The following is a 25,414-nucleotide window of genomic DNA, read 5'->3' on the forward strand; positions in this document are numbered from 1 at the left end:
CTGGCGACGGACGCTAGCGATCAGGCCTGCGCGGCGGGCTTGGCCGCTAACGGCATGCTCCTGGATCTCACGCCCGTGGCTGCGGCGAGCGCATTCGCGAGCGCGGCGGCCATCGGGCCTTGCGCGCACTCACCCGTACCCAAAAACGGCGTGCCCGGTCGGTCGATAACCTCGACCGTCATGCTGCGCGGGACATCGGCGAACCGCAGGATGGGATAGGTGCTCCAGTCGTAGTCGGTACGGCGCGCGCCGTCATGCCCGGCGGCTTCGAGTGCGGTCCAGCTTAGCGACTGGACGATCCCGCCCTCCACCTGGTTGCGGATACCGTCAGGATTGACCGCCTCGCCGCTGTCGACCGCCGCGACGACGCGGTGGACGATCAGCCGGCCTTCGTCGGGGATCCGCTCGACGTCGAGCGCGACCGCGCAATAGGCGCCGTGGTTCTTGTAGCGCGCAAAGGCGAAACCCCGCCCACGGTTGGGCCGGGGCTCGTATCCCGCCCAGCCGAACCGCGTCGCCGCGCGCCGGATCACTGCCGCCGCACGCGGATCGTCGAGATGCGCGAGCCGGAACGCGACCGGATCGCGCCCCGCCGCCGCTGCCAGCTCGTCCATGAAGCTTTCCAGCGCGAAGATATTCAGATGCGCGCCAAGCCCGCGCAAGGCCGAGACGCGCACCGGCATGTCGGGCAGGAAATGGCTGACGATGGTCTGGTTCGCAAAACGATAGAGCGGGATCGCGTTGCGATCGCCACCGCCGTTCGGCTGGGGGATGGGCTTTGGCGGCGTCGGCGTGAAGGCCGGCACCATCTCGACGCCGGCGAGCAGGTCGCCCGCCGCCACCGGGCGCGTGCTGTGCGTGTTGCTCCACACCTGATGACGCCAGTCGACGATCCGCCCCGTCGAATCGAGCGTCGCATCGACCTGCGCCAGCATCGCCGGGCCCAGCGGTTCCCAGCCATGCTCCTGCTCGCGGCTCCATTGCAGCCGGACAGGCACGCCGGGCATCGCGCGCGCGATCAGCGCCGCGTCGCCGGCGACGTCGTCCGCGCCGTTATGCCCGTAACAGCCCGCACCCTCGCGGTGGACGCACCGGACTCGGTCGGCCGGCAACGCGAGCAGCTCGGCGATCGCCTGGCGCAGCGGCTCGATGCCCTGGCTGTGCGTCCACACCGTCAGCCGTCCCTCGGCGAACAGCGCGACCGCACAGGACGGCCCGATCGCTCCGTGCATCAGATAGGGCCGGTCGTACCGCGCCGACAGCTGCCGGACGCCGCGTGCGGCAGGATCGTCGCGACGCGTGTCGATCACCTGGCTCTCGCGGCGCATTGTCAGCAGCCCGGCAGGCATTGGCAGTAGCGCAGGCACCGCGGCGTCGCGCACCCAATGGTCTCGGTTGGCGATGCGCAGCGCCTGCTCGAGCGGCCATTCACGGGGGCCGACGATCGCTGCGAAACGCCCGACCTGAACGACCTGAGCGACGCCCGGTTGACGGCGCAGCGCAGCATGGTCGGGCGTCAGACGCGTGCCCGATGACGGGCCGCGCAGGACGCGCGCATGCACCATGCCCGGCAGCCGCATGTCGTGCACATAGCTTGGCAAACCGGTCAGCTTGGCGGGCAGATCGACACGCGGCACGGGCCGGCCGATCAGCCGCCGCGCTTCCACAGGTTTGCGCGGTACGTCGGCCCGCGCGCGCACTGCGAGCGACGTCGACGCGGCGAGTTCGGCATAGGTCGCGCGCCGCCCCTGCCCGTCCAGCACCGCGCCATCGCGCGTGAACAGGGCCGTCGCCGCCACGCCCCACCGCGCCGCCGCGGTCTCCGCCAGCAACAGGCGGACGTTGGCGGCGGCGTTGGCGATCGCCGTGCCGCTCTGTTCTAGCGTCTGGCTGCCGGCGGTCACGCCCTCGTTCGGGGTCAGGCCGGTATCCGCCGTGATGAGGTCGATCCGATCGATCGCGACGTCGAGTTCGTCGGCGGCCAGCTGCGCCATCGCGGTCTTCACGCCGGTGCCGAGCTCGACCTTGCCGGTGAATACCGTCACCCGGCCATCGGGGGCGAGGCGGATCCACGCGTCGAGATCCGGGAACTTGGCCAATGTACCGGGCAGGTCGGGCGCGACCGTCGGCGGGCCGCCGCTGCCCTCGCCACCACCGGTCTGCGCCAGCGCGGCGGCGGGGGCGAGCGAGAAGGCGACCAGCATCCCGCCCAGGACGTCGCGGCGTGACGCAAGCCCGCTCACGTCACGGATTCCGCAGGATCGACCACGCCGCCGCCGCGCATCACCGCCGCCCGCCGCACCGCGCGCAGGATCCGCATATGCGTGCCGCACCGGCAGAGCGAGGGCGCCATCGCCGTGCGCATCTCGTTTTCCGTCGGCGTGATCGTCTCGCGCAACAGGCCTTCCGCGCGCGCGATCATGCCGGGGATACAATAGCCGCATTGCGCCGCCTGTTCGTGGAGGAACGCGCGCTGGACGTCGCCCGGTTGTGCGGCGGTACCCAGCCCCTCGACCGTCGTCACCTTGCGCGGGCCGATTGCGCCGACGGGAAGCAGGCACGAGAATACCGGCCGGTCGTCGACCAGCACGGTGCACGCCCCGCACTGCCCCAGCCCGCATCCGAACTTGGCGGCATGCAGCCCGAGATCGTCGCGCAGGACGTAGAGCAGCGGCGTCGCCGGGTCGACGTCGACCCGCGCGGACGCCCCGTTGACGGTCACGTCGATCATTCGCCCTCCTTGCGCGCCTTGGCGACGTCTTTCTCCACGTCCGTCCATGCCGGTCCGGTGCCGTGGCGCATCTTGAGATAGCCCACGATCTCCGCGACCTGACGGTCGTCGAGCGCATCGGCAAACGCCGGCATATAGGGCCCGCGCGGCGCGACCGGCGGATGCAGCCCCTTCAGGATGATCTGGATCGTGTCGCGCGGATTGTCCTCGTGCAGCGGTGTGCCGAGCGGCAGCGCGGGACGCCCGGCGACCATCATCGCCGCCCCGGGCTCATGACAGACGGCGCACGCGCCGTCGTACAGGCGCGCGCCGTCGGGATGACGCCGCGACGCCAGCGCGAGACGATCGGGTAGCGACGGCTCGGTCCGCGTGGCGGGCGCGCCGCGCATCTGCCAAGCGTAATAGGTCGCCAGCGCGCGAACATCGGCCGGTGCCGCGCGCGCGAGATTATGGGTGACCGGACCCATCGGCCCGGCGGCGGCCGCATGCGCCGTACTGAGTCCGGTACGCAGATACGCCTCGAGCCGATCCGCGGTCCACGCGCGAACCGCGGGCGAGTGCGCGTTGATCGGGGGCGCATACCAGCCCCCCGACCACCCGCCGTCATAGGCCTGCGCGCCACGCTTCTCCTGCTGCAGCAGCCCGCGCGGGCTGTGACATGCCGTGCAATGCGCCAGCGTCTCGCCGATATACCGCCCCCGGTTCCACGCCGGCGACCGCGTGGGATCGGACGCGATCGGTTGCGGCCGAAAGAATAGCAGCTTCCAGCCTGCAAGCAGCGGTCGGAACCCGAGTGGCGGGATCATCCTATTGGCGGGGGGCACGGCGCGCACGGCGGGACGGGTCATGAGGAACGCGTAGAGCGCGTTCACGTCGCCGTTGGTGACGTTCGCGAAGTGAGTGTAGGGGAAGGCCGGATACAGATGGCGGCCGTCGCGACCCACGCCCTCGTGCATCGCGCGCTTGAATGCGGCGGGGGACCACGCTCCGATACCCGTCGCAGTGTCGGGCGTGATGTTGCTGCCGTAGATCGTCCCGAACGGAGTCTTGATCGGGTACCCGCCCGCATAGGGACGCCCGCCCTCAGCTTGGTGGCAACTCACGCAATTGCCTAGCCGCGCAAGATTGGCGCCGCGCGCGACGAGCGCCGTGTCGAAGAGACGCGGATCCGGCCGCGCCTCTTCCGCGATCGCGGGCCGGTAGGCGATGACCGCAAAGATCACGGCACCTACGCATAGTGCGATCGCGGCCATGATGGCCGTTCGCGTGATGCCGGACCGGCTCATCCCCGCTTACGTCTGCGGATCAACGTTCGCCCTCGCCGCCTTCGCCACGTTCGTTTTCGCCACCTTCATATTCGCCTTCGCCACGCTGGCTGGCATGCTGTTGCGCGGCACGGGCGCGACGCGGATTGCGGACGACGTGGCGCGACTTGGCCGAGCGGACCACTTGCCTTCCCTCGCCTTCGCCCTCACCCTCGCCGCGCTCGCTTTCGCCGCCTTCGCCAACCTGATCGACCGATGTCGCCAACGGCTTGGCAGCGGCTTCGGTCAGCATCGCCTGGCCCGACTGCGCGACCACGAAGGCACCGACGCCCATCCACAATTTCGTACGCATACTCTGTTTCCTCACTCGCCTGGCGTTTGCCGCCTGGAGTCAAATTGTTAGGTCGCGCGTTCCGACGTCATGCCGATGCCACGGGATTCCTAATGCTGATCATGATTGCCAACGTTCTCGACGCCGACAATCTCCAGTCGCTGCGAGATAATCTCGCGGCGACCCGCTATGTCGACGGACGCCAGACGGCGGGCCGCGAAGCCAGCCCGGTCAAGCGCAACGAGCAGGTCGACCGCGCCGACCCGCGGCTGGTGGAGATGCAGGACCTCGTCGTCGACCGGCTGCTCGCCAACCCGCTGTTCCGGATGGCGACGCGGCCGCACGTGGTTCGCCCACCGCTGTTCAGCCGCTACGAGCCCGGCATGGCCTATGGCAGCCATGTCGACGACGCGATCATGGGGGGCATGCGGACCGACGTGTCGGTTACCGTGTTCCTGTCCGATCCCGCCTCCTACGAAGGCGGCGAACTGGTCATCGAGTCCGCGGCAGGCGAACAGGACGTGAAGCTGGCCGCAGGCGATGCGGTCGTCTATCCGACGACGGCGCTGCACCGCGTCGCGCCGGTGACATCCGGTGAACGGCTGGCCGCGGTCACCTGGGTCCGCAGCCTGATCCGCGATGCAGAGTCCCGCGAACTGCTCTTCGATCTGGAAACCGCCCGCCACGCGCTGTTCGAACGCTTCGGCAAGACGCCGGAGCTTGATCTGCTGGCGAAGACCCAGTCCAATCTCCTGCGGCGCTGGGCCGAGGATTGATGAACCGAAGCGTACAGCGCCTGCAATTCGGTTGCGACCGCGTCGGGCTCCGGTAGACAGTCGGGCATAGATCACCGGGAGTGTTCCATGCATCGCCGTCAATTTCTCGCCTCTACCAGTCTCTTGTCCGCAGCCGTCGCCCTGCCGGGGGCGGTTAGCGCCGCAGCGCGGTCGCGCGACGCCGATTTTCGCGCGATGCTCGATCGGTTCTTCTACGAACGGTTGCAGGATAGCCCCGAGCAGGCGACATCGCTCGGTCTCGATACGGGCGCGCGAGCAGGGCTGAAGTCGCGGCTGGACGACACGTCCCGCGCCGGCGAAGCGAAGCAGTTCGCCCGGGCCAGGCAGGAGCTGGCGGCACTGAAGAGCGTGCGGCGCGACGCACTGAGCCCAACGGCGCAGCTGGATTACGATGTCGTGCAGTATAGCCTGGAACGGGTGATCGCAGGCCAGCGCTATGCGTTTGGTGCCAGCGCAGGTCGGTACGCGCCCTATGTCCTGTCGCAGCTGACGGGTGCCTATCGCAACGTGCCAGACTTTCTGGCCAACCAGCACAGCATCCGGAATGCCGCCGACGCCGACGCCTATGTCGCGCGGGTGCAGGCGTTCGCGGGTGCGATCGACGCGGAAACCGACCGCCAGCGCGAGGACGCTGCGCGGGGCGTGTTTGCCCCGGACTACATCCTGGATACCACGCTCAAGCAACTCGCGGCGGTCCGCGACAAGGCGCCCGCTACAAGTGGCCCGGTGACCGATCTGTCGGCCAAGCTCAAGGCCGCCGGTCTGCCGCCCGAGCGCGCGGCGGTCGTGGCCAGGCTGATGGCCGATCAGGTGTTCCCCGCGCTGGACCGGCAGCGCGCGCTTGTCACCGAGCTGCGCGGGCGCGCCGGGCACGATGCGGGCGTCTGGCGTCTGAAGGATGGCGACGCCTATTATGCAGCGGCAGCCAGCGCCGCGACCACCGTGGAGATGACCGGCGACGAGATCCACCGGCTCGGGCTAGCGCAGGTGGCGGAGATCGGCGCACGCGTCGACCGCCTCCTCCAGTCGCAGGGGCTGACGCAAGGCAGCGTCGGCGAGCGGCTGGTGGCCATGAACAAGCGCCCCGATCAGCTCTATCCCAACACCGATGCCGGTCGCGAGCAACTGCTCGAGCAGCTCCGCGGTCAGATCGCCGCCATGACGAAGCGGCTGCCCGAGCAGTTCGCTGTCCTGCCACGGGCCCCGGTCGAGGTCCGCCGCGTCCCCGAGGCTATCCAGGCCGGGTCGCCCGGCGGCTATTACCAGTCCGCCTCGCTCGATGGGACGCGGCCCGCTATCTACTTCATCAATCTGCGCGATACGTTCGACCGGCCAAAATTCGGTCTGGCGACGCTCAGCTACCATGAGGCGGTGCCGGGCCATCATCTCCAGGTCATGTCCGCGCTCGAGAGCGAGGACATTCCGCTGATCCGTCGTCGCGGGTTCTACTCGGGCTATTCCGAGGGGTGGGCGCTGTACGCCGAACAGCTCGCCGACGAGATGGGCGTCTATGAAGGCGATCCGCTCGGACAGATCGGCTATCTGCAGTCGCTGCTGTTCCGCGCGACGCGCCTAGTGGTCGACTCCGGCATGCATGCCAAGCGGTGGAGCCGCGAGAAAGCGACCGACTATCTCATCGGCACCACGGGCATCGCGCGCGGGCGCAGCCAGGGCGAGATCGACCGCTATACGGTCTGGCCAGGCCAGGCGTGCAGCTACAAGATCGGCCATACCGTCTGGGTGCGGCTGCGCGACGAGGCCAAGCGCAAGGCCGGTGCGAACTGGGATCCCAAGGCGTTCCACCGGTTGCTGACGATGGGCGCGATGCCACTCACGGTCCTGGAGAAGGTCGCCCGCGAGCGGTTGGGATAGTCGGGGGCAATCTTGGCGGGCGCCGGGTTGATCAAGGTCCGACGGGTGCCGATCGCATGCGCGCTCGTCGGGTCAGCCTATAGCCCGCCACCGATCCGAATACCGCCAGCTGCGCGACGAGGACCGCGAGCGCGCCGCGGACCTCGCCGAGCGACGCCCCCATCTGGTTGAGCGGGATGAAGATGTGCATCGCGGGCGTCGCGGGGATCGTCCAGGCGATCGCCTGCACCCAGCCGGGCATCGCGACGAGCGGCCATGCGAACCCCGACAGGAAGACGAACGGGATCGAGGTGGGAATGAGCAGCTTGAGCGCGTCGTCGCCGCTCCGCACCATGCTGCCGACCATCAGCGCGGCGGCTGCGACGGTGGCGGCGAACAGCGGGACGGTCAGCAGCAACGCCGGTATGTTGCCGCCGTGCGGAATGTCCTGCAGCCAGTAGACGAGGCCGAAATAGAACAGCGCGCTCAGCGTGCCGATCGTGGCGCAGGCGGCCCAGACGCCCAGCACCGCGCGCCGCTGGCGCTGCCACCGGCCGGTACGCCGCCGCTCGGCCACGAAGCGCGCGGCCGCGAACAGCAAGGTCTGTTGCAGGATGATATTGGCGACCGCGGGGAAGATATAATCGCGATAGCCTTCCGTCGTGTTGAACAACGGCCGCGTGACGACCGGCGTCAGGCCCGGTGTCGCCACGCCCGGCGCGCGCGCCTCAAGCGTGGCGCCGATCGCCGTCGCGATCGTCTTGCCGACCGCCTCGGCACGCAGCAGATATGCGCCGTTGAGCCAGACCGCGATCCCCGCGCCGGGCCGCCCCTTGGCCACCGACGCGCCGATATCGTGCGGTATTAGCAGGATACCCTCGACCTGCCGGCTGCGGACGAGCGCGCGCGCCGCCAGCATGTCGGGGGCATATGCGGCGATCTCGACCTCGTGCGCCGCCTCCAGGTTGCGGATGATCGCGCGCGACAGCGGACTGCGATCGGCATCGACGACCGCGATCGGCAACCGCTCGACGACCTGATGCGCATAGGGCGCCGGATAGTAGAAGGCGTAGAACAGCACGGAGACCACCGCGACTGCGACCAGATCGCGCGCCCGCAGGATTTCGAGCAGCGCGCCCTCGAAGGCGTGGCGGAAGGTCATGCCGCCTTCCGCGCCTGGCGCCGCAGCAGGACCGCCGCGCCGCTGCCCGCGACGAGCGCGGCGAGGAGGAGGATTGCAGCCTGTTTCGCCCAGACCGCGACATCGACGCCGATCGCCTGATCCATTTCGAGCGCGACATAATGCGTGAGCGGCAGGATCGCGCTCCAGATTCGGGCGAAAGCGACGCCGCCGGTGATCGGCAGCGACGCCCCCGAATAAGCGAGCGCGGAGCCGGCATAGATCACGCTGGCGGACAGGCTGGTGGCGACCTCGCCGGTCAGCAGGATCAGCAGCGCCGCGATCGCCGCGCTCGCCACGAACAGCAGCAGCCCGCCGATCGCGACGAGCCCGATCGCGCCGGTGAACGCAAAGCCCTGACCAACCGTGAGCCACACCAGCCATAGGCACAGCCACGCAGTACCGATCGCGACATGCGGCACCAGACGCCCGGCGACGGCGAGCACCGGCGAACCGACCCGCACCGCCCAGCTCCCGAGCGAACCGTCGACCAGCTCGCGCCCCAGCGATGCGGCCGCGGTCACCGCGATCAGCAAATGCAGGACCGCCGGACCGATCAACAGGCCGAGATACCATTCGAGGCTCGCCGACGCGTTACCGAGCAACGTCACCTCCACCCCCGGCAACGGCACGCGGAGCAGCGCCACCCCCGCCAGCCCGGATTGCGACGGCGCCTGTCGGGCGAGTTCCGCGGTGATCGTCGCCTGGAGCAGTGCCGAGGTGAGCGCGCCGGTCGACAGGAACGCGGTCTGGTAGAAGATCTCGACCGTGGGCGGGGTCGCCGCACGCCGGGCGCTGCCAAGACCGCGTGGCAGGACGACGACCGCGACCGCGCGTTCGCGACGGATCGCCGCAAATCCTTCCGACAGCGTCGATACGCTATCGATCACGCTCAGCGTATCGACCGAACCGACGGCGCGCACGATCGCGCGTGACGCGGGGCTGCGATCCTGGTCGACGATCACCACGCCGAGCCCGCGTGGCGACCCCTGCGCCATCATCCCGCCCATCACGACCAGGCAGACGAGCGGGACCAACGTCAGCAGCGCGAGATCGAACCGGTCGCGCCACAGATGCGCGAGTTCCTCGAACAGCGCGGCGCGGAACGCGGTCATCGCGGCCAGTCGAACAGCACGCTCATCCCCGGCCGCAGATCGGCCACGCGCTCGACCGGTCGCAGCTGCACGCCAAAGGCGCGCACGTCGTAGCCGCTCGACTGCCGCGTCGCGCGGACAGTGGCGAATTCGGCCTCCGGCGCGATCCGGACGACGCGGAACCGGATGTCGCGCGCCAGCGCGGGAACGTGGCCGACCAGGATCCCGTTGGGGTGGATCCCTGCATAGTGGCTCTCGCTCACGGTGATCTCGACGCGCGGATGATCAATGTCGATCACCTGATAGGCGGGCAGCACCGGGCTGACGATCTCGCCGGGCTGGAGCAATTTGCGCGACACCTCGCCGGCGATCGGCGACACCAGCCTGGTCTCGTTCATCAGCGACTGTGCGGTCGACAGCCCCGCCTGCGCGATCCGGACCTGCGCCGCGGCGGCCTGCTTGTCCTCGCTCCGCGTGCCCGCCAGCGCCTTTTCATATTGCAGCCGTGCGGCCTCCGCCGATCGCCGACTGCTGTCGCGTGCGGCATGTGCCTCGTCGCGCCGCTGCGCCGCGATGACGCCCTCGGCATAGAGCGTGTCGGCGCGGCGGCTCGACGTCGCGCCGAGCGTCGCCGCGGCCTGCGCCGACTGCCAGATCGCGCGGAGCGACCCGACATCCTCGCTGCGGGCCCCCGCGCGCGCGACCGCGTCCAGCGCGCGCGCAGTGTCGAGCGCACCCTGCGCCTGACGTTCGGCATTGCCGAGCTCGGGGCTCGACAGCGTCGCCAGCACCTGCCCCGCCTTCACGCGCGCGCCCTCGTCGACCAGCAGCCGGTCGACCCGCGCCAGCGCCTTGGTCGCGACGTTGACGCTGTCCGCCTCGACCATGCCCTGGATCTGTTCGGGCGCCGGGCGGCTGGCCAGCCATAATCCGACCCCGACGATCGCGACCACGACGACGAGGCCGACATAGAGCAGGATGCGCGCGCGGCGTGTGGGGGGTGCGGTGGGATCGCTCATTGTCCGGTTCCGTAGACGAGGCGCTGGTCGGCGCGCGCGAGGTGGCTGCCGAAGGAGTCGAGCCGGCTGGCCGAGGCGAGCAGCCCGGCGAGCGCGAGATCATATTCATAGGCGACCGCGATCCGCTGCGCCTCCGCGGTATCGAGCGCGGCCTGCGCGGCGATCACCGGCGTCGCGGTCCCCTCGCCTTCGCGAAACGCGACCGACTGGACGCGCACATTCTCGCGCGCCGCGACGATGCTGCTGTCGAGCAGGACGAACGACCGCCGCGCGCCTTCGACGAGATTATAGGCGCGGATCGTTGCGCTGGTGGCGATACGGCGCGCCTCCGCGGCGGTATCGGCCGCCGCCGCCGCCTGCGCGCGCGCAGCATCTTCGGTGCGCCTGCGATCGATGTTGGACAGGATCGTGTAGCGGACGCCCACGCCGGCGATCCAGTCGGGCTCGATCGGCAGCGCGTTCGAGCGGTTGAGATTATATTCGCCGAACGCATAGGCCTGCGGCAGACGTCGCGAGCGGGCGAGCGCGACGCCGGCATCGGCGATCTGGCGCCCGGCATCCGCGGTCCGTGCCTCGGGCGCGCTGCCCTCGCTGCCGAGGAACATCTCAACCGGTGCGAGCGGGCGAGTCTGCACGAACAAGGCGGTCGTCGGCACCACGGTGTCGAGATCGAGCAGCCGCGCCAGTTCGTCGCGTGCGGTCGCGCTCGACAGGTCCGCGCGCTGATAGGTCCGCTCGGCAGTGTCGCGCGCGACCTGCACCTCCAGCGTGCGCGCATGCGGAATGACGCCCACCGCCTCCAGCTTGCGTGAATCCGACGCGATCTTGTCCAGCGCGTCGCGGCTCCGGCGGGCCGCCTCGAGCAGTCCGGCGGCGGCCTGCTGTCCGAAATAGGCGCGGATCAGGTTGAGCCGCGCGAGATCGACGACCTGCGCTCGGCGCCCTTCCGCCATCGCGACGCCGCCTTGCGCAGCGCGCTGGACCGCGGAGATCGCGCCGCCGGTATAGATTGGCAGCGCCGCCTGCACGGTCGGCCGAAACACTTCGTCGCGGAAGCGGTAGCTGAGCTGATCAGGGATCGCATCGAACAGTCCCGGCAGCGCCTGCGAGAGACGGCCGCTGATCTCGCTCGCGATCTGCTGGAACGCGGGCGGCACGCTCCCGGGAAACGCGGCGAGGAAGTCCTGCGTGTTGCCCAGCGCCGCGCTCTTCTCCCCGGTCACATCGACCGACAGAGTCTTCTGGTAGACCAGATATTGCGCGGAAGCGGTGACGATCGGCCGGTGCAGCGTCCGCACCGCATCCGCGCCCGCCTTGGCCGCATCGACGCCGTGATCGGCTGCACTGATCGCGCGCGAGCTACGGTCGAACCGCAATTGCGCCGCATCGAAGCTCAGTGCGGTCGGTCCGGTCTGCGCGGTCTGGGCATTGGCGGCTGACGCAAGAGATGCTGTCAGCGCGATCGCGATCGACCAGTGCCTCGTTATCCCCAACCGCATTGCCCTCGAATTCCTTGCCCGTATCGCTGGAACGCGGAGCAGTGCCGGTGGCCGCCCGCCGTTCCATGAATTCTGTTATGCCGAACGGCGTCCTTGGGCAACGTGCCGCCTGCAGGCTGAGTGTCGGGAAGCGGGCTGGCCGTGCGCTGCACATTTCGATCGGACAGCAATCCGATTGCTCGCCCTGAGGCAAGACGCTCACAACCTCGATCAATACAATTTTGTTATCTGCGGACGAGCGGAACGAACAACAATTCCCGCTGTTCTACTCCCGGTGGAGAAACAGGGTAAATACCGAATGGCGACGACGCCCTTCCCGGCGGGGAAGTCGGTCGAACAGGCCACTGCGAACATAGCGAAGTCCTCAAGGTCCCGCCACTCACCAGAGTAACAGCTGCAAACATAGGCTCGTGACGCCGTCAGATCTTGATCTGATCGTCGCTCAGCAAACAGAGGATCAACCGACATGACGGATAAGAAAACCGATCATACCGATGACGCCCCACCGACGACGTGGAAGAAAGGCGATGCTCTGGCGGAGTCCGCAATCCCCGGCGAGCAGGGAAACTCTCTGGTTGCGCGCGCGGTGACGATCAATCGCCCGGTCGGTGAAGTCTTCGCCTATTTCCGCGACTTTGCGAACCTGCCGACGTTCATGGAAAATGTCGAACGGATCGACATTCTCGACGCGAAAAGGTCGCACTGGGTCGTGAAGGCGCCCGCCGGCAAGACGGTCGAGTGGGACGCCGTGGTGACCGAGGAAGCGCAGGACAGCGTCATTGCCTGGACGTCCGAGCCCGGCGCCGATGTCGCGAACAGCGGCCGGGTCGAGTTCCGCGACGCCGGCGCGCGCGGCACCGTCGTCACCGCGACGATTGCTTATGATCCGCCCGCCGGAATCGTCGGCAAGCTGATCGCCAAGCTGTTCCAGCGCGAACCCGCGATCCAGGCGCGCCGCGACCTGCGACGCTTCAAGCAACTAATGGAAACCGGCGAGATCGCGACCGCCGCGATGACCCGTAAGCAGCATAAAGAGGAGATGGCCTGATGCGCGCTCTGGCATGGCACGGCAAGCATGACGTCCGCGTCGATACCGTCGACGATCCCGAGATCATCAACCCCCGCGACTGCATCATCAAGGTCACCGCGACCGCGATCTGCGGCTCCGACCTGCATCTCTACGACAATTATATCCCGACGATGCAGGCCGGTGACATCCTCGGCCACGAGTTCATGGGCGAGGTCGTCGAGATCGGTGCGAAGTCGACGCTGAAGAAGGGCCAGAAGGTCGTCGTGCCGTTCACGATCGCGTGCGGCAGCTGCTATCACTGCGGCAAGCATCAATATTCGGCGTGTGACAACGGCTTGCCCGCCGACAATCAGGACATCGCGCAGGAACTGTACGGCCAGCCGATGGCGGGGCTGTTCGGCTACAGCCACATGACCGGCGGCTATGCGGGCGGTCAGGCGGAATATGTCCGTGTGCCGTTCAGCGATGTCGGGCCGATCGTGATCCCGGACGGCGTCGACGACGAGAAAGTGCTGTTCCTCTCCGACATCCTGCCGACCGGCTGGATGGCGGCGGAGAATGCACAGATCGAGCCCGGCGACACCGTCGCGGTCTGGGGCTGCGGCCCGGTCGGGCTGTTCGCGGTCCAGTCGGCATTCCTGATGGGCGCCGAGCGCGTCATCGCGATCGACCATTTCCCGCACCGCCTCGAACTCGCCAAGCGGTTTGGTGCTGAGACGATCAATTACGAGGAAAGCGCGGTCTACGAGGCGCTGATGGTGATGACCGGCGGGATCGGTCCCGACGCGGTGATCGACAGCGTCGGGCTGGAGGCACATGGGTTCTTCGTCGACAACGTTCTCGACCAGATCAAGGCGTCGACCTTCCTTGGCACCGATCGCGCGCATTCGATCCGCCAGGCGATCATCGCCTGCCGCAAGGGCGGGCGCGTCTCGATGCCGGCGGTCTATGGCGGGTTCATCGACAAGTTCCCGCTCGGCGCGCTCATGGAAAAGGGCCTCACGCTCAAGACCGGCCAGACGCACGTCCAGCATTACATGCCCGCACTGCTCAACGCGATCATGGAAGGCAAGATCGACACGACCTTCCTGATCTCGCACCGCATGGACCTGGAGGACGCCCCCAAGGGCTATGACATGTTCAAGAACAACCAGAACGAAGTGACCAAAGTCGTGCTGAAACCCGGCTTTAATTAAGAGGATACGAGACCATGGCTGATAAATTCGCAATCATCACCGGTGCCTCGACGGGTATCGGCTTCGAACTCGCCACGCTGGCCGCAAAAGATGGCTACGACATCCTCGTCGTCGCCAACGAAGCGCTGATCCAGGCCGCCGCCGCTGACTTCAAGCAGTTTGGCACCGACGTCACCGCGGTCGAGGCGGACCTTTCGACGATCGAGGGCGTCGACGCGCTGCTCGCCGCCACCAACGGCCGCAAGGTCGACGTGCTCTGCGCGAACGCTGGCCAAGGTCTTGGCCACGGCTTCCTCGATCAGGCGGTCGCCGACTGGCGCAACGTGGTGGATACCAACATCACCGGCACGCTCTACCTCGTCCAGAAAGTGCTGCCCGCGATGGTCGCGCGCAACGACGGCAAGGTGCTCGTGACCGGATCGGTCGCAGGCTATATCCCTGGCGCGTTCCAGGCGGTTTACAATGGCACGAAGGCGTTCATCGACAGCTTCACCGAGGCGCTGCGCAACGAGATCAAGGAGGCGGACGGCGTCACGCTGACGACGCTGATGCCCGGCCCGGTCGACACCGAATTCTTCGACCGCGCCGACATGAACGACACCTCGGTCGGCACCGATCCGAACAAGCGCGACGCGGCCGATGTCGCCAAGGACGGTTGGGATGCGCTGATGAGCGGCAAGGCGTCGGTGTTCTCGGGGCTGATGACCAAGGTCCAGGGGGTGCTAGCCAACGTCATTCCCGGATCGGTGCTTGCCGAACAGCATCGCAAGATGGCCGAGCCGGGCAGCGCCAAGTCGTGAGCGGGTCCGACCATGTAAGCCGGCGCGGTCTCGTTGGCGGCGCGGCGGTCGGCCTCGCGGCTGCTGCCGTCCCAGCGTTCGGCCAGGGCGCAGCGGCTGTGTCCGATACACCGCTGACCGATCCGACCACGCAATATCCCAAGCCCCCATTCGCGCCCCAGTCGCAGCCGTTCCCGGGTCTTGCGAGCAAGATGACCCCGCGCCCCGATCACGGTGAGACCAGCTACAAGGGCTCGGGCCGGCTCAAGGGGCGCAAGGCGCTGATCACCGGCGGTGATTCCGGCATGGGCCGCGCGGCGGCGATCGCGTTCGCGCGGGAAGGCGCCGATGTCGCGATCGCGTATCTCCCCGCGGAGGAACCCGACGCGCGCGAAGTCGTCGCGCTGATCCGGCAGGCTGGGCGCAAGGCGGTTGCGATCCCGGGCGATCTGCGCGACCGCGCCTATTGCCTGAAGCTCGTAGATACCGCGGTGAAACAGCTCGGCGGCCTCGACATCCTCGTCAACAACGCCAGCCGACAGCAGCAGAAACAGTCTTTGCTCGATATCACCGACGAGGATTTCGACGCGACGATGAAGACCAACCTGTACGGCATGTTCTACGTCACCAAGGCCGCGCTGCCGCATCTGAAACCCGGCTCCGCGATCATTCAGACGACGTCGGAGCAGGCCTATGATCCGTCGAAGGATCTGGTCGATTATGCGATGACCAAGGCGGCGATGATGAACTTCACGAAGTCGCTGGCCAAGCAGCTCGGGCCGAAGGGTATCCGGGTCAACGGCGTCGCGCCGGGGCCGATCTGGACGCCGCTCCAGGTCTCGGGCGGCGCGACGATGGAGAAGCTGCAGCAGTTCGGCGGCAATACTCCGCTCGGCCGCCCCGGGCAGCCGGCCGAACTGGGCTCGATCTACGTCCAGCTCGCCGCGTCGGACGCGAGTTATGCCAATGGCCAGATCTATGGCGCCGCGGGCGGTAGCGGCCAGCCATGACGTTCATGCGTGCGAGCCGCTCGGCTCGCACGCATATCCTCGACCACGCCACGATTGCGACGTTACCGATCCGCCGCCGCGACGACCGCGCGGGTCAGGTCGCCCATCAGGCGCATTCGTGCAGGAATAGGCTGGCGTGTGCTGGCGATCATCACGGCAACCGCATAGCGGTGTCCGTCGGGCGCAACGAGCAATCCGACATCGTTATAGCCGGTCGACAGGGTACCGAGCTCCTGCCCCGTCCCCGTCTTGTGCGCGAGCGTCCAGCCGGGACGAAGCCCGGATTTGAGGCGGAGCGGGCCGGTCTTGCTTGAGCGCATCAGCGTCAGTAGCGACGTGGTCGAGCGCGGGCTCAGCAGCTTGCCCTGCGCAAGCAGCGAAAGCCCGAGCGTGACGCCATTGCTCGATGCGCCATCGATCGGCGCGGCGAGATAGCGACGCAAGGCTTTGTCGCGTGCCTCGTAGGTCATCGCGGCGCGCGCCTGCAGAAACCCCCAGCCGCCGGCCCATTCGGGTCGCCATTCGAGGCCCGCGGTGCGCGCTTGCAGGTGGCGCTCGCCGGGGCCGAATGTGACACCGGCGACGCCTTTCGTCGCGAGCATCCGATTGATCGCGGCCGGTCCGCCGACCCGCCAGAGCAGCACGTCGTTGCACGTGTTATCGCTGCGAGTCATCGCGCCGCTCAGCAACGCGCCGATCGTCGTCCTGTAGCCGTCCTTGCCCACGAGCGCCCGGATCGGCTGGTGGAACACGGTGAGATCGGACTGCGTGACCGTTACCGGATCAGCGAGCGACATCTGGCCGCGATCGACCGCATCCATGACCGCGATCGCGACCCACAGCTTGCTGACGCTTTGCTGCGGACGCGGTGTGTCGCCTTCCCACGCAACGACCCAGCCCTCGTCGATATCGCGGACGCTGATGCCGACCGCGCCGTCGAACCCCGCGCCCAGCGCCTGCACGGCGTTGAGCAGGTCGGCCGACGGCTGCGGTCGCCTCGCGGGAAGCCTTGGGGGCGTGTGCGCGGGCGTAGTGGTCTGCACTGTGATCGGCAGCGCTGCGGGCGACAGCGTCTCGCGTCCGGCGGGGACGCAGGCCGCGAGACTGGATAGACCGGCGACGATGCCGATGCGACGAAACAGAAATTCAAATGGCAACGACGCTTCCCTTTTCAGGTCTTGTAAGCGCCTGACCCCGGAGTGAAACCGGCGCGCGGGGACTTCGCCGTGCGACACACTCCGCTCGGCGCAGCGCCGCCGGGGAGCCGCCACAGGCAAGATTGGCATAGCCTGGATGTGGCGTTGCGTTTAACCGAAGCCATGCGCCCTCCCCGCTCCCCTGCCCTTGCACCGTTGGCGACCACGCGCCATCGCACGGTGGTGCGGACGAAGGTCGCGTGACGCTGAACATCGCCGCCATCCGATCGGCGACATCCTGGTTGCGCCGCCGCCTGCGCGCGAGCGAGGCGGTACTGATCCTGTTGGCGGTGGCGATCGGTGGTGGTGCCGGCCTGCTGAGCGTCGTGCAGGGTGCCATTGCGCGGACGATTCAGCATCTGCTCTTCGGCCTGCCAATCGGACAGCGGCTCAGCGCGACCCCCGCGATCCCCGTGCTGGTCCTCGTCGCGCTGCCGGTTGGGGGGCTCGCGCTTGTGCTGTTCTCCTGGGCGACGAAGGCGCGGACCCGGCACATGGTCGATGCGGTCGAAGCCAACGCGCTGCACGGCGGCCGGATGTCGTGGAGCGACAGCCTCGTCATTTCAGGGCAGACGATCATCTCGAACGGCTTTGGCGCCTCGGTCGGACTCGAGGCAGCCTATGCGCAGCTCGGCGGAGTCATCGCATCGATCGCGGGCGGGTGGTTCAGGCTGCGGCGCGCGGACCTGCGAATCCTGGTCGGCGCGGGCACGGGCGCCGCGATCGCAGGCGCGTTCGGCGCGCCGCTCGCCGGTGCCTTCTACGCGTTTGAGATCGTCATCGGCGCCTATACCCCCGCCGCGATCGCCCCCGTCGCCGCGGCGTCGCTGTCGGGCGTGCTCGTCGCGCAGGCGTTCGGCGCGGAGCCCTATCTGGTCGACGCCATGGTGAGCGAGCAGGTCCAGACTCATCACTACCTGATCTATGCCGGGCTCGGCGCGGTCGCAGCCGGGGTCGGGATTCTCCTGATGCGCGCGGTCGCGGACGTTGAGGCACTGACCCGCCGCCTGCCGATCCGGACGACATGGCGTCCGGTCGTCGGCGGCGCGCTGCTCGTCCCGCTGGCATGGTTGACGCCGCAGGTCCTGTCGGCCGGGCACGGCGCGCTCCATCTCGACCTCGCCTTCGCCGTACCGCTGATCTTTCTTGCGGCAATCTTCATCATCAAGTGCGCCGCCTCGGTCGTCTCGCTCGGCTTCGGCTTTCGCGGCGGGCTGTTCTTCGCCTCGCTGTTCCTCGGCAGCCTGCTCGGACAGCTCTATGCGGGCGGACTGGCGTGGATCGCGGGACAATCGCTGGTCGATCCCCAGAACGCCGCGCTGGTCGGCATGGCGGCGTTGGCGGTCGCGGTCGTCGGCGGTCCCATGACGATGGCGATGCTGGTGCTCGAGGCGACGCATGATTTCTCGCTCGCGGGGGCGACGATCGCTGCGGCGCTGGTCTCCTCAACGATCGTCCGCGAAACGTTCGGCTATTCCTTCTCGACCTGGCGGCTTCACTTGCGTGGCGAGACGATCAAGAGTGCGCGGGATATTGGCTGGGTCCGCATGCTGACCGCAGGGCAGATGATGCGCCGGGTCGAGCGCGCGACGCCCGCGGACGTCAGCGTGACCGAATTTCGACGGCTGTTTCCACTGGGATCGACGAGCCGGATCGTGCTGGTCGACCACCAGCAGCATTATGCCGGCATCGTGCAGACCGCGAGCGCGTTTGCCGAGGCGGTGGTCGCCAGCGAACCGATCGGGACGCTCGCGATCCATCGGCAGGAGACGCTCGCGCCCGACGCCGACATCAAGACCGTCATGGCCGCATTCGATACGGCCGGTGCCGACGAGATGGCGGTCGTGACGGGGGACGGAACCGTGCTCGGGATTTTGTCGGAATCCTATGTCCGACGCCGCTACGCCGATGAACTAGACAAGGCCCAACGCGAATTGTTCGGCGAGGCCTAGAGCCCCTCTACAGAATGCACACCAGTCAGAACGACAGCTGCACACGCCCTATAAGCCGGTCCGCCGCATTGCCCCGATCCGCATATCGGCTGGCCTCGCCGGAGCGCGAGACATCGGTGCCGATATAGTCGATGCCGATCGTCAATCGGTCGCGATGATGTTCGAGCCCCAGCCGCCAGTTGGTATAATCGCCGCCCGGTCGGAGGCGCTCGGCACGACCGGGGTTGCGGACACTGCCGGACGAATGCCCGACCTCGGCGAGGACGGTGAACCGCGTCCCCGGAATACCGGCATTGGCGTTGGCATAGGCATAGACGTTGCTGCCGCCGATCGCGCGCTGCGACGGCGCGCCGATGGCACCCAGCGTCACGTAGAGCGGGCCATAGCCGTAGCTCGCCGACAGGCCGCCCTCGACATAATCCATCCGCCCGCGCGCACCGGCAAACGCATGTCCGATGGCATCCGCGCGTAGCCGGATCGCACCGAGATCCCATCCCATGCCGATGCCGAGGTCGACGACCGCATCGGCGCCACCATGCCGCGCGCTGCCGCGCGTCGTCACCGCGCGGGCCGAGGCGTCCAGCCGCCCCAGCGACGCACGAACGTCACCCGCCAAGGCGGCGCGTCCCCCGCTCCAGCTGAGCCCGCGCCGTTCCTCGTCCGTCAAGCCCTCGACAGTGGCGGACCGGCCGGTCTGCGCCAATGCGGGCGCGACCAGCCCGCAGGTCGCCACGCCGAGCACGCCTGCGCGTTTCAAACCCCGGATCATCCGGCGCGCTGCGGGCCGTGGATCCGGTCCAGTTCGGCGCGCAGCATCGCCTCGTCCTGCCCGGCGACGACCACCAGATGATCCCGGATGGCGACGGTCTTGCCCGCGACTTCCTGTGCGATGGCGCGGTGGCTCGTCGCGCACCAGCCGGGTCGCGTGCCCGAGACCACGGGTTCGCTGTCGATCGTACGGACCAGCGTCGTACCCGATGAGGCGACGGCATGGCGCGCGACCGTCATCGTCGCCGCCCAGTCGCAGCGGAGCGACGACGCCCTTCCCCCGGGCGCAACCGCGCCGACCTGTTTGTGCGTGATCGCGACATCGCCACGATACTGGACCGCGACCGGACCGCTATGATGATCCACCTGGTTCTGGTGATCCACCGTCAGCCCGAGTGCGGTGCCCGTGGCGGCAAGCGCCAATCCGGCGAGTAGATAATAGGCCATGTTCGCTCTCCTTTTTTTGCCGTTCCGGTCCATCGTGACCGATAACGCTCATCTGTGTACACGTTGGTCGCTGCCGACCTGTCGACCCGTCGCGTCAGCAGACGTGCTGGCGCAGGGCGCGTGCGGGCAGCTGATCCTTCACGCTCAGACATAACCGTTTGAGCCGCAGGAGGCGCAGCGTATCGGGCATGCGCACTTTCATCTCTGCCCGGATCTGGTCGTCCAGCCGCTTGTGCAACTGTGTCAGTTTGTACGAGAAAATGGTCATAGCCGCGCTCCGATCGACGATTGGAAGATCGGATCAGCCGCGATGACAAGAGGCAATCAGGCCAGGCCTTACCACCGGGCTCACCCGATACGGTCCGACATCACGCTCGTCCAAAAACGAACGCCAGAGGGGCCCGGCCCGCAGTATCAACCTAATGCGTCATCAGTGGAGATCAAGTCCGGCGGCGCAAATCCGTTCGATGTTGACAACACACAGCGGTTCCCCAATGCTATTCGCATGTACGCTACCGCGACACATAAGCGCTTTCTCGACCACGCCGGCCAACTCGCCGCACGGGGTTAGCCCGAGCTCGCGGCGAATTGCCGTTCGAGTTCGAGCATTATTCGATCTGACCTTTGGGATGTGCTCTGCACACCCTTGCTCTCGAGTAAGCGGAAACCCTGTCGTGGCAGACCCTATATCCAAACTCGACGCGCATGCTCCAGCCGATACCGGACAGCAGGCCAAGCCCCCTCCGGCTACATCAGTCTCGGGATCCCGACCGGGCCAAGCGTTTCCCGAGAAATTCGATCAGCCGATCGTCCAGCACTATTCGAAGGCCGATGCCCATGACGGGCAGGACGTGACGCCGAATTGGCTCAACCGGCTGATGGAGCGCAATCTTTTCTTCCTGATCCTGTTGGTCGGCGTCCCAGTACTTGTGTACTGCATCCTGGCATCGGGCACGTAACGGCGTTCTAGCCCAGCGGCTGAAAGCCACGCGCCGTCTTTGACCGCGGTCAACCCGGTCCTTGTCCGCGGTCAACGCCACTGCCGCCCCCTGCGCCTAGCCCGATGGCCTTGGATTGCAGGAGCCGGACCATGACATCGTCGAACACTAGCCTAGCCATCGTTGCGGCGCTTGCCGGTATGGCCATGGCCACCCCCGCGCTGGCTCAGACCGACGCGGCCCCGCTTCAGGGGATCGCTGCCGGCGACGTGCTGCTGCGCGTCCGGACCATCCTGGTCGCGCCGAACGAGACATCCAGCAGCGTCCTGCCCGCGTTCCCCGGCGAGCGTGTCCGCGTGAACAATAGCGTCATGCCCGAGGTCGACATCACCTATATGGCGACCAATAATATCGGCTTCGAGCTGATCGCGGCGACCACCAAGCATCATGCGGACGGCCGCACCGGAACGACCGGATCGATCGGCAAGCTCGCCTCGACCTGGGTGCTGCCGCCGACGCTGACCGCGCAATATCATCTGAACCCGACGGGCAAGGTCCGCCCCTATGTCGGCGCGGGCGTGAACTACACGATCTTCTGGAGCGAGACGGCGTCCGACGGGCTGGTCAAGGCCGTCGGCGCGACCGACGTCCACATGAAGGACAGCCTCGGCTGGGCGGCGCAGGCCGGCGTCGACATCGACATTACGCCAAAGGTCTTCCTCAACCTCGACGTCAAATATATCGACATCGACACGACCGCACGGCTGCGGACGACCGCGGCGGGCACGCAACGCGTCGCGATCAGCCTTGATCCGCTGGTGCTGGGCGTCGGGCTCGGCATCCGGCTGTAACTACGGCGACGGGAAGCGGCCCTCCTCGCGCCGGACGACCCGGCGGTGGAGGATCCGGGCTCTGATTTCCCGCCGGACCGCCGGCAAACCCCGGCGGTCTTCACCTTCGGCGAAACCGCCGCGGTTGCGGCTCGATAGCAGTCGGTAACGCGACGATTGCACCCGGCGCCGCCACGACCGGGCAGTGCAGGTCGCACAGCGCCACCATCGCCGGACGATGGCTGACCATGACCAGCCCCTGACCCGTCCTTTCGAGCCGCGCGGCCAGACAGTCGGCAACTCGCCGCTCGGTGGCGGCATCGAGCCCCTCGGTCGGTTCGTCGAGCAACAGCCATGGTGCCGGGACGAGATAGGCACGCGCCAGTGCCAGCCGTCGCCGCTCGCCGCCCGACAGCCGCACGCCATGCTCGCCGACCCAGCTATCGAGGCCGTGCGGCATGGCCGCGATCACGTCGGCAAGCGCGACATCGGCAAGCACCGCCCACATCGCGGCATCGTCGGCGAACGGATCGCCAAGCGCAAGCGTATCGCGCACCGTGCCGGCCAGCAGCGCGGCATCCTGTGGGGCCCAGCCGAACGTCGCGCGACGGAGAGCGAGCGGGATGGCGGCAATGTCGGTCCCGTCGATGAACGCCGTCCCCGCCGACACCGCGCGCAAACCGAGCAGGCCTTCGACGAGCGTCGTCTTGCCCGTTCCCGACGCGCCAATCAGCGCAACGCGCGCGCCAGCGGGCAAATGCGTACCGAGCAGAGCGAGCGACGGCGCGGCACCACAATTGGCCACCTGCTCCTCCGCCACCGCGACGGGTAGCAACTCGTTGAGCCGCGCGGTCGCCTCGCGCACCGCGCTGCGCTGCGCGAGGCTGCGCAGCACCGGTCCTGCACCGTCGATCGTCATCACCGCCGCCAATGCGCACAGCGCCGCGATCGGTGCGACCGACGGGCCTGCAAGCAGCAACGCCGACACGCCCGCCATGCCGAGGGCCACCGCCTGGATGAAGTCAAACCAGCCCGAGACGCCGGCCTGAGCGCGCTGCACCTCGGCGAGACGCAGGCTGCAAGCATCGACCGTCGCCATCGCCGCCGCCTCGATGCCGTAGCAACGCAGTTCCGCGGCCGCATCGGCCACGCCGGCGAACGCATCCTTTAGCGCGCCGCTCGCGCGTTGCACCTCGCGTCCCGGCGCTTCGAGACGCCGGGCAAGAACGGTGGCGAGCGCCAAAACGCCTGCCAGGCACAAGCCGAGCGCCAATGCGGGACGCCAGCCCCCAAGCGCGCACAAGAGCAGACCGCTCGACAACGCCGTGATCATACCCGGCACGGCGGACAGCCGGACGAACTGTGCCTCGACGACCGACACGTCCTGAACGATGCGCGCGGTCGCCTCGCCCTGCGTCAGCGCCAGAGCATGGTCCGCCGGGCCCGATGCGAGACCGAGGAACAAAGCGGGGCGGATGCGGGCGAGCGCGCCGAACGCCGCGTCGTGGCTGGCGAGCCGCTCGCCATACCGCCCGGCGGTCCGAAGGATCGCGAGCAGGCGGATCCCCGCGCTGGGGAGCATGTAGTTGAACCCCTGCGCGGCGATCGTGCCCGCGAGCCCCGCAACCGCGGCGGCGGTGATGAACCATCCCGACAGCCCGAGCAGCACGACCGAGGCCAGCGCGACGACCGCGGCATAGCCGCTCGCGCGCCACAGACGTCGACGCTGACGACGCCGCTCGCCAGCGATCAGCGTATCGAACGCCGTCATGCGATTTCTCCCAGATCGACGACGACATCGGCGATCGCGGCGAGCCTTGCGCTATGCGTCGCGATGATCGTGGTACGCCCGGCGCAGGCGTGCGCAATCACCTCGATCAGGCGCGCCTCGGCGTCCGCATCGAGATGCGCGGTCGGCTCGTCGAGCAGCATGACGGGCGCCGGCTTCAACAGCGCGCGCGCAAGCGCGATCCGCCGCCGCTCGCCACCCGATATCCCGCCGCCCCGCGCATCGATCGCCGCGCCCAGTCCGCCGCGTGCCAGCACCATCGGCGACAGTCCGGCGACCCGCGCGACCTCGCCGATCCGCTCGGGCGACGCCGTCGGATCCGCGAGCGCAATGTTCGAGCCGATCGTCCCCGGCAGGATCAGCGGCGACTGGCCCGCCCACGCGGCGATCGGCGCGATGCTGGCGATCTCGGCGAGGTCGTGGTCGCCGATCGAAACACGCCCCCCGGACAAGGGGGCGAGGCCGAGCAGCAGATAGAGCAGGCTGCTCTTGCCGCTTCCCGAGGGGCCGATCAGCGCGACGATCGTCCCCGCGCGGACCTCGAACGAGACGTCCAACACGGCGGCGCGGTCCTGCCCGTCATAGCGGACCGATACGGAGTCGAAGCGGATCGACGGCAGCGTCCTGGGCCAAGTCGGCACGACCGTCGCGGGCGCCACGCTCGCCTGCTCGACTGAGGCCAACCGCTCGGCCGCGGTCTCCGCCGCCTGCCGATCGTGATAGGCCGCCGCGAGACGGCGCATCGGCGCGTAGAATTCGGGCGCAAGCGCGAGCACGAAGAACGCGCGGCCGAGCGTCAGCGTCTCGGGAACCGGGAACGGCAGCAGACCCAGCAGGTTGAACCCGGCATAGACCGCGACCAGCGCGACCGACAGCGCCGCGAAGAACTCGAGCGCGCCCGACGACAGGAAGGCGACACGCAGCACGCCCAGCGTCCGCCGCGCGAGATCCTCGGACGCCTCGCCAAGCGCACGCGCCTCGCGCGCTTCCGCGCGAAACGCGAGCACGATCGGCAGCGCGCCGATCCGGTCCGCAAACACCCCCGAAAGCCGGGCGAGTGCGACGAACTGGCGTCGCGATGCGTCCGCGGCGGCGCCGCCCGCGAGGATCATCGCCGCGACGAACGGGAAGACCGTCGCCATCAGGATCGCCGCCGCGATCGGGCTGGCGACTGCGGTCGCGGCGAGCACGATCAGCGGCGCGATCGACGCCGCGATCCGCGCGGGCAGGAAGCGCGCGACATAGCCGTCGATCGCATCGACCTCGTCGACCGCGGCGCTCATCAGCGTGCCCGTCGTGGCGTCCGATCCGGGCGATCGGTGGAGCGCCGCGGTGACGATCCGCCGCCGCAACCGGGTCTTCGCCCGATACGCACCACGCGCGCCGACACGTGCCGCCAGCATCGCGCAAACCCCGCGCCCGATCCCCGACGCGCCCGCCAGCACCGCCCAGGGCAGCATCGCCGAAACGCCCACCGGCACTGCGACGACCCCGCCGGCCAGTCCTGCCGCGAACCCGATCGCCGCCACCGTGTCGAGCACGAGCAGGCTCGTCGACGTCCGGACGCCCCCGCCGTCGGCGACCACCTCCTTGAGATAGGTTCTGGTGACGCGCGCGCGGTCTTTGGTGATACTGGTCATGTCCGCCGCCATCGGCGGGGCGCCAGTGCGCGTCTTTGACCGCGGTCAATGTTCGGGCCGCGGCCGGCGCCT

23 protein-coding genes are annotated in these 25,414 nt (G+C 68.3%); 9 read left to right on the top strand and 14 right to left on the bottom strand.

Going from position 1 to position 25,414, the window contains the following annotated elements; genetic code table 11:
• Window positions 1–20: 20 nt before the first annotated feature.
• Genes EV283_RS17500 through EV283_RS17515 form a run of 4 tightly spaced genes read right to left on the bottom strand, consistent with a single transcriptional unit; the run spans window position 21 to window position 4,348 of the window.
• Window positions 21–2,243, bottom strand: a complete 2,223-nt coding sequence (locus EV283_RS17500) for a molybdopterin cofactor-binding domain-containing protein (protein WP_207223179.1) — start codon at window positions 2,241–2,243, stop codon at window positions 21–23.
• Window positions 2,240–2,731 (bottom strand): (2Fe-2S)-binding protein, encoded by a 492-nt coding sequence (locus EV283_RS17505; RefSeq protein ID WP_130327595.1) that lies wholly within the window; start codon window positions 2,729–2,731, stop codon window positions 2,240–2,242. Before EV283_RS17505 ends, EV283_RS17500 begins: the two co-directional genes overlap by 4 nt.
• On the bottom strand, window positions 2,728–3,984 hold the full coding sequence (locus EV283_RS17510) for a cytochrome c (RefSeq protein WP_207223181.1): 1,257 nt from the start codon (window positions 3,982–3,984) through the stop codon (window positions 2,728–2,730). The genes EV283_RS17505 and EV283_RS17510 overlap by 4 nt, the downstream gene beginning before the upstream one ends.
• Window positions 3,985–4,036: 52 nt before the next feature.
• Window positions 4,037–4,348, bottom strand: a complete 312-nt coding sequence (locus tag EV283_RS17515) for a hypothetical protein (protein ID WP_130327599.1) — start codon at window positions 4,346–4,348, stop codon at window positions 4,037–4,039.
• A gap of 92 nt (window positions 4,349–4,440) precedes the next feature.
• Between EV283_RS17515 and EV283_RS17520 the strand changes: the two genes are divergently transcribed.
• Window positions 4,441–5,103, top strand: coding sequence for a Fe2+-dependent dioxygenase (locus EV283_RS17520; protein WP_130327601.1), 663 nt, complete (start codon window positions 4,441–4,443; stop codon window positions 5,101–5,103).
• A gap of 87 nt (window positions 5,104–5,190) precedes the next feature.
• Window positions 5,191–6,996, top strand: coding sequence for a DUF885 family protein (locus EV283_RS17525; RefSeq protein ID WP_130327603.1), 1,806 nt, complete (start codon window positions 5,191–5,193; stop codon window positions 6,994–6,996).
• Between the two features lie 31 nt (window positions 6,997–7,027).
• Here the strand turns inward: EV283_RS17525 and EV283_RS17530 are convergent, their stop codons facing one another.
• The 4 genes from EV283_RS17530 to EV283_RS17545 are packed head-to-tail and all read right to left on the bottom strand — an operon-like array spanning window position 7,028 to window position 11,767.
• The gene (locus EV283_RS17530) at window positions 7,028–8,137 is read right to left on the bottom strand and encodes an ABC transporter permease (protein WP_130327605.1); all 1,110 of its coding nucleotides are present in this window, start codon (window positions 8,135–8,137) and stop codon (window positions 7,028–7,030) included.
• Entirely contained in the window at window positions 8,134–9,270 is a 1,137-nt protein-coding gene (locus EV283_RS17535; RefSeq protein WP_130327607.1) for an ABC transporter permease, read from the bottom strand. Before EV283_RS17535 ends, EV283_RS17530 begins: the two co-directional genes overlap by 4 nt.
• Window positions 9,267–10,268, bottom strand: coding sequence for an efflux RND transporter periplasmic adaptor subunit (locus EV283_RS17540; protein ID WP_130327609.1), 1,002 nt, complete (start codon window positions 10,266–10,268; stop codon window positions 9,267–9,269). The genes EV283_RS17535 and EV283_RS17540 overlap by 4 nt, the downstream gene beginning before the upstream one ends.
• The gene (locus EV283_RS17545) at window positions 10,265–11,767 is read right to left on the bottom strand and encodes a TolC family protein (protein WP_130327611.1); all 1,503 of its coding nucleotides are present in this window, start codon (window positions 11,765–11,767) and stop codon (window positions 10,265–10,267) included. Before EV283_RS17545 ends, EV283_RS17540 begins: the two co-directional genes overlap by 4 nt.
• 466 nt (window positions 11,768–12,233) lie before the next feature.
• On the opposite strand from EV283_RS17545, the gene EV283_RS17550 reads away from it, so the two are divergent.
• The 4 genes from EV283_RS17550 to EV283_RS17565 are packed head-to-tail and all read left to right on the top strand — an operon-like array spanning window position 12,234 to window position 15,782.
• Window positions 12,234–12,815 (top strand): SRPBCC family protein, encoded by a 582-nt coding sequence (locus EV283_RS17550; protein WP_130327613.1) that lies wholly within the window; start codon window positions 12,234–12,236, stop codon window positions 12,813–12,815.
• The gene (locus EV283_RS17555; RefSeq protein WP_130327615.1) at window positions 12,815–13,993 is read left to right on the top strand and encodes a zinc-dependent alcohol dehydrogenase; all 1,179 of its coding nucleotides are present in this window, start codon (window positions 12,815–12,817) and stop codon (window positions 13,991–13,993) included. Before EV283_RS17550 ends, EV283_RS17555 begins: the two co-directional genes overlap by 1 nt.
• Before the next feature lie 14 nt (window positions 13,994–14,007).
• The gene (locus tag EV283_RS17560) at window positions 14,008–14,793 is read left to right on the top strand and encodes an SDR family NAD(P)-dependent oxidoreductase (protein WP_130327617.1); all 786 of its coding nucleotides are present in this window, start codon (window positions 14,008–14,010) and stop codon (window positions 14,791–14,793) included.
• Window positions 14,790–15,782, top strand: a complete 993-nt coding sequence (locus tag EV283_RS17565) for an SDR family oxidoreductase (RefSeq protein ID WP_130327619.1) — start codon at window positions 14,790–14,792, stop codon at window positions 15,780–15,782. Before EV283_RS17560 ends, EV283_RS17565 begins: the two co-directional genes overlap by 4 nt.
• A gap of 62 nt (window positions 15,783–15,844) precedes the next feature.
• On the opposite strand, the gene EV283_RS17570 is transcribed toward EV283_RS17565, so the two are convergent.
• Complete coding sequence (locus EV283_RS17570) at window positions 15,845–16,939, bottom strand: serine hydrolase (protein WP_242616055.1); 1,095 nt, start codon at window positions 16,937–16,939, stop codon at window positions 15,845–15,847.
• A 239-nt stretch (window positions 16,940–17,178) separates the two neighbouring features.
• Between EV283_RS17570 and EV283_RS17575 the strand changes: the two genes are divergently transcribed.
• Window positions 17,179–18,930: a chloride channel protein gene (locus EV283_RS17575; RefSeq protein WP_242616056.1), complete on the top strand. Its 1,752-nt coding sequence runs from the start codon at window positions 17,179–17,181 to the stop codon at window positions 18,928–18,930.
• A 25-nt stretch (window positions 18,931–18,955) separates the two neighbouring features.
• Here the strand turns inward: EV283_RS17575 and EV283_RS17580 are convergent, their stop codons facing one another.
• From EV283_RS17580 to EV283_RS17590, 3 genes are all read right to left on the bottom strand, one after another.
• Window positions 18,956–19,687 carry a TorF family putative porin gene (locus EV283_RS17580; RefSeq protein ID WP_242616057.1) on the bottom strand — a complete coding sequence of 244 codons (732 nt, stop codon included), beginning with the start codon at window positions 19,685–19,687 and terminating at the stop codon, window positions 18,956–18,958.
• 8 nt (window positions 19,688–19,695) lie between these two features.
• Entirely contained in the window at window positions 19,696–20,145 is a 450-nt protein-coding gene (locus EV283_RS17585; protein WP_130327623.1) for a hypothetical protein, read from the bottom strand.
• A gap of 94 nt (window positions 20,146–20,239) precedes the next feature.
• Window positions 20,240–20,413, bottom strand: coding sequence for a DUF465 domain-containing protein (locus EV283_RS17590; protein WP_130327625.1), 174 nt, complete (start codon window positions 20,411–20,413; stop codon window positions 20,240–20,242).
• Between the two features lie 406 nt (window positions 20,414–20,819).
• Between EV283_RS17590 and EV283_RS17595 the strand changes: the two genes are divergently transcribed.
• Together EV283_RS17595 and EV283_RS17600 are read left to right on the top strand one after the other, a co-directional pair.
• Window positions 20,820–21,104, top strand: a complete 285-nt coding sequence (locus EV283_RS17595) for a hypothetical protein (RefSeq protein ID WP_130327627.1) — start codon at window positions 20,820–20,822, stop codon at window positions 21,102–21,104.
• Between the two features lie 185 nt (window positions 21,105–21,289).
• Window positions 21,290–21,934 (top strand): OmpW family outer membrane protein, encoded by a 645-nt coding sequence (locus tag EV283_RS17600; protein WP_242616061.1) that lies wholly within the window; start codon window positions 21,290–21,292, stop codon window positions 21,932–21,934.
• A gap of 100 nt (window positions 21,935–22,034) precedes the next feature.
• Here EV283_RS17600 and EV283_RS17605 read toward each other — a convergent pair whose 3' ends face one another.
• Together EV283_RS17605 and cydD are read right to left on the bottom strand one after the other, a co-directional pair.
• Complete coding sequence (locus tag EV283_RS17605) at window positions 22,035–23,684, bottom strand: ATP-binding cassette domain-containing protein (protein ID WP_130327629.1); 1,650 nt, start codon at window positions 23,682–23,684, stop codon at window positions 22,035–22,037.
• Window positions 23,681–25,342 carry a thiol reductant ABC exporter subunit CydD gene (gene cydD / locus EV283_RS17610; protein WP_207223182.1) on the bottom strand — a complete coding sequence of 554 codons (1,662 nt, stop codon included), beginning with the start codon at window positions 25,340–25,342 and terminating at the stop codon, window positions 23,681–23,683. The genes EV283_RS17605 and cydD overlap by 4 nt, the downstream gene beginning before the upstream one ends.
• Window positions 25,343–25,414: the final 72 nt, after the last annotated feature.

Source organism: Sphingomonas sp. BK036 (genome assembly GCF_004216825.1).
Lineage (GTDB): Bacteria > Pseudomonadota > Alphaproteobacteria > Sphingomonadales > Sphingomonadaceae > Sphingomonas.